The organism is Pseudomonas sp. WS 5071 (assembly GCF_012985765.1).
Classification (GTDB): Bacteria; Pseudomonadota; Gammaproteobacteria; order Pseudomonadales; family Pseudomonadaceae; genus Aquipseudomonas; species Aquipseudomonas lundensis_A.
The window spans coordinates 1-3424 of the sequence record NZ_JAAQWY010000066.1 but is presented as its reverse complement, the minus strand read 5'-3'; the positions used below and the strand labels follow the sequence as shown (position 1 = coordinate 3424).

The 3424-nt window shown below is 51.4% G+C and carries 1 protein-coding gene and 6 pseudogenes; 3 read left to right on the top strand and 4 right to left on the bottom strand.

Annotated elements, in window-relative coordinates; genetic code table 11:
• Positions 1-127 precede the first annotated feature (127 nt).
• Positions 128-305 (top strand): annotated as a pseudogene (locus HBN61_RS22145) (site-specific integrase); the annotation flags it as partial.
• Positions 306-503: 198 nt separating this feature from the next.
• Here HBN61_RS22145 and HBN61_RS22140 read toward each other — a convergent pair.
• Positions 504-737 carry a pyocin S6 family toxin immunity protein gene (locus tag HBN61_RS22140; RefSeq protein WP_094992941.1) on the bottom strand — a complete coding sequence of 78 codons (234 nt, stop codon included), beginning with the start codon at positions 735-737 and terminating at the stop codon, positions 504-506.
• Positions 734-850 (bottom strand): annotated as a pseudogene (locus tag HBN61_RS22135) (colicin E3/pyocin S6 family cytotoxin); the annotation flags it as partial. The gene HBN61_RS22140 and the pseudogene HBN61_RS22135, both read right to left, overlap by 4 nt.
• A gap of 412 nt (positions 851-1262) precedes the next feature.
• Here HBN61_RS22135 and HBN61_RS22130 point away from each other — a divergent pair.
• Both HBN61_RS22130 and HBN61_RS22125 read left to right on the top strand, forming a co-directional pair.
• A pseudogene (locus HBN61_RS22130) lies at positions 1263-1666 on the top strand (transposase); the annotation flags it as partial.
• Positions 1640-1759 (top strand): annotated as a pseudogene (locus tag HBN61_RS22125) (IS5/IS1182 family transposase); the annotation flags it as partial. The pseudogenes HBN61_RS22130 and HBN61_RS22125, both read left to right, overlap by 27 nt.
• Before the next feature lie 145 nt (positions 1760-1904).
• On the opposite strand, the pseudogene HBN61_RS23060 reads toward HBN61_RS22125, so the two are convergent.
• A pseudogene (locus HBN61_RS23060) lies at positions 1905-2339 on the bottom strand (methyl-accepting chemotaxis protein); the annotation flags it as partial.
• 102 nt (positions 2340-2441) lie between these two features.
• Positions 2442-3122 (bottom strand): annotated as a pseudogene (locus tag HBN61_RS23055) (PAS domain-containing protein); the annotation flags it as partial.
• Between the last annotated feature and the right edge of the window lie 302 nt (positions 3123-3424).

The following is a 3424-nucleotide window of genomic DNA, read 5'->3' as shown; positions in this document are numbered from 1 at the left end:
TCAGGTGCAACGCGAAATTGGCAACCTATCGGCGCCGTCACACTCAACCCAGAGAGGGAGCAGCCGGCAGTGAAAATAGCAGCTTAAAAACACGGCTGACGCGACAACTACCTTGCAAAACGCCGCTATGGCCACGATCAGAGGGCGTAAACGCATCGACGGCAGCATCAGTTACACGGCACAAATACGCCTGATCCATGATGGGGTGCAAGTCTACCAAGAGAGCCAGACATTCGCCCGTAAACAGGCGACACAGGCGTGAAACTGAGCTGGACCAACCCGGCGCCATTGAGGGGGCAAGCCGCGTGGACACTCCGGTCATTCGCCGACTGTTTGAAGAATTCACGTTGATATGGTGGATATTCGCGACAGGGGAAGGCTGAGGTCAGTGGGGAGTTGATGATTATGAAGTGGACGCCGAAGGCGTTGGGGATGTTGTTTGGATGTGAGGGGCTCGCGGGCATGAGTCCGTACCCGCTACGTGAGTTATCAGAGGCCGCATTTCAGCTCACGTTACAGGTGAGTTGAAATATGTATTTATCGTCATTGAAACGCTTGCCTATCAAAGCCTCGATGCTAGACAGTTGGGTGCTGCTAAGGTTGTAGCCCTCATCACCTCGCTGTGGAGATGACCAGTTCATGATTTTGGCTAGTTGGGCTTCGCAGCCATCTGGTAGAGCAACTTCAAAATCTAGAAATTCGTTCTCTTTATTGAATGCTTCGACGATAAATTTCATGGTTCTACCTCTCTGTTTTTATCAGCATCTTTAGTTTGTTCACCTGTTTCGTGATCAAACTCCCCAAGATGTTTTCCGCGCTTGTTGTATTTCTCAACAGCGCCATGTTGGGATGTACACCGGCTCTGGCACAGAGGGTTTTGCCCATGTGGCCCAAGACTCGCCACCGTTTGGGCGACGTTGATGCCAAGGTGAGTCTAAAAAGGGTCGTCTTTATCGTCCTTCTTCTTCATGTGAAGTCCCTGCAAGAGTCCATTTCTAACCGAGGAGGTTGATGCCAAATTTCTGCTCGAGTCATTTTTATTTGGTAACTGGGGTTTTCATCGCCTCGTTACACTTCTGGGGATTTGACGTGCTTCAACCCCGGCGCGCGCCGTCGTCTTTCGCGTGTATCGACGAGCATCGTAATTTCCTTATCAGAGGTGCAGTACTCCGCGTGTCTAGGAAAAGTAACATGCTGATCATTGGACTGCCCCCGGCGCCATCGACATCTCCAGCCTATGCTGAGGCCAATCAGGAGGTGCCATGAGCAACCCACGTTATCCCGAAGAATTCAAAATCCAAGCGGTCAATCAAGTGACCGAAAAGAAGCTGCCTGTCGCTGATGTGGCAGCACGTCTTGGTGTGTCGACGCATAGCCTCTATGCCTGGATAAAGCGCTACAGCAAACCTCAAGCAGAATGGCAGCAAGACGACGATCAGCACGCTGAACTGCGTCGTCTACGAGCCGAACTCAAGCGTGTCACCGAAGAGCGAGACATCTTAAAAAAGGCCGCCGCGTACTTTGCCAAGGAGTGCGGTTGAAGTACGCCTTTATCAAGCAGCGAGCGGGCGACTATTCGATTCGACGGCTTTGCCTGACGCTGAAAGTCCATCCCAGTGGTTATTACGCTTGGTTATACGAAATGCGTTTCCGAGGCTTGGTGAAAAACACTGTTCAGAGGGTGACGCTGTTCGCCCTGTCGAACCTTTGGATGGCGCGTCGATATTTGCTCCCCAGCGCAGGAGAGGTGCGTCTGTAATGAGGGAAATAGCTGCTGCGAGGAGCGTTCAGCGGCAAACATGGATGGAATAGGCGGCAGACTTGATCGGTTTTGAACGGCTGCCGTTTTTTGAAAGCACCTATGGATCAGCAGTCGAAAAATAGCGGCCTACTTCAGACCATCTCTAAGCCACCTGAGTAGCAAACATACCTACCGCATCGACCACTCGCTTAGCGCCATCCTGAATCTCAACAATTACTTGTCCTGCCTGTGTCGCTAGTTCAAGACCTTGCTCAGCTTGGGACTTGCTGTTTGCCATATCAGAGACGGTCTCATCTACCAGCTTCTGGTTCTGCAAGACAACCGATGCGATTTCTTCAGTGGCCGCGCTGGTTCGTCCAGCCAGTTTCCGCACTTCATCAGCTACCACCGCAAAGCCTCGACCTTGCTCGCCTGCGCGGGCAGCTTCAATAGCAGCATTTAATGCCAGCAGGTTGGTTTGCTGGGCAATGCTGCTGATTGTCTGAATAATTGAGCTGATCAAAAGTGACTGTTTACCCAGCGCTTCGACCCCCTCAGATGCAGCCTGCATATCAACTGCGATTTTGCGCATGGTATGCATTGTGTCGTTGACTACGACAGCTCCTCGCTGAGCACTGACATCTGTTTGCTGAGAAATTTCAAATGCAGTCAGGGCCGCTCCACTGACTTCTTGTTCATGGGCAACCTGGTCGGTCACCACCGTAGCAAATTTTACCACTTTGCAAAGTGTCCCTTCGGTGTCATAAACCGGGTTGTAGGTTGCTTCCAGCCATACAGGTTGGCCGCGACTGTCTATACGTTCAAATCGCCCGGCAACAAATTCACCTTTGTTCAATGTAGACCAGAAATCCCTGTATTCCTGGGACGAAACTTGTTCGGGCTTACAGAAAATACTGTGGTGACTCCCCTTGGCTTGTCCTAGGTTGTAGCCCATCGCTCGTAAAAACTGATCATTTGCCATTAGCACATGCCCCGAGAGGTCGAACTCGATGACTGCCGTCGAACGAAGTAATGCCTCAATGAAGGAGGCGTTTTCCGATGCTTTCTCTACTCGGGAGGTAATGTTTGTCGCGTAGCAAGTGACATGACTCAATTCGCCGCTCGCTTCTGAGATTGGCTGCCAATGCGCATGAAGCCACACTAATGACCCGTCAGCATGCAGATACCTGTAATCGTCGGTGACGGATTTACCTGCGGCAACTGCTGCTCGAAAGTTATGAAAGCACAGCAGCTTGGAGACGTACTGCGGAACAATCTCGGCCATGGCGCGACCTATAAGCTGACCCGGGCTGTAGCCCAACGTATTTGCAAAGTTTTCGTTGCATTCAGTGATTTTAAATGTCGAATCGATACTCAGCATTAACATTTCACGGCGTAGGCCATCACGCAGTTGGCGCAGCTCCGACAGTTCGTCTGCCTGAGTTTGAAGCTGTTTCTTAAGCGTATTGTTGAACATTGAGAGCCGCCTCTAGGGTCATACCGATACCTATCGGCAAGTTATGCCGCATTGTGAGGATGTCCGATGGGAAATCCCCCGCGGCGTTTTGCAAGGTAGTTGTCGCGTCAGCCGTGTTTTTAAGCTGCTATTTTCACTGCCGGCTGCTCCCTCTCTGGGTTGAGTGTGACGGCGCCGATAGGTTGCCAATTTCGCGTTGCACCTGA

Bases quoted from the DNA above. Each gene is read 5' to 3' on its own strand.
- HBN61_RS22140 (WP_094992941.1), bottom strand. From the start codon at position 737: ATGAAATTTATCGTCGAAGCATTCAATAAAGAGAACGAATTTCTAGAT.